The following is a 534-nucleotide window of genomic DNA, read 5'->3' on the forward strand; positions in this document are numbered from 1 at the left end:
CTTTACATTGTCGCTAAGCTGGAATACATAACCTCCCGTTAAGAAGTAGTGCGACACCTCTGAACCAAATTCCAGGTTTTCTGCTCCCTGGTGCACATCAAGGTGTTTGCTCTTTAACATGTTGGGTACCGAAAAAGCCAGGTAGTATTTCTCTGTATAGTAAAAAAAGCCGGCACCTATGTTCAGGTACGTATTGTTTACGTTTTCACTAAAGGCAGGGTCGCCCGGGGCCGGTACATAACCGTTGCCTATATCACTGTAAAGGCCAACATCGTGCATCGTAACTCCCGCTTTTAAACCAAGGGCCAGGCGGTGCTCCCCTCCAAGCTTTAACGTGTACGAAAAGTCCGCGTACACATTGCTCTCCTGTACCGGGCCTATCTCGTCCACTATGGCAGAAAGGCCAAGGCCTACATTCTTGCCAACTGGGCTGTGACCGCTAAAGGTACCCGTACTAGGGGAATCCTGGATGTCTACCCATTGTTTGCGGTATAACAATCCAAAGGCCAGGTGGTCTTTGCTACCGGCATACGC

1 protein-coding gene is annotated in these 534 nt (G+C 49.4%); it reads right to left on the minus strand.

The genetic code is table 11. From position 1 onward, the window contains the following. On the minus strand, positions 1–534 hold a 534-nt coding region (locus ABS766_RS16750), incomplete at both ends, for a PorP/SprF family type IX secretion system membrane protein (protein WP_408086343.1).

It is taken from the genome of Flavobacterium rhizosphaerae, from assembly GCF_046000445.1.
In the GTDB taxonomy this organism is placed as follows: domain Bacteria; phylum Bacteroidota; class Bacteroidia; order Flavobacteriales; family Flavobacteriaceae; genus Flavobacterium; species Flavobacterium rhizosphaerae.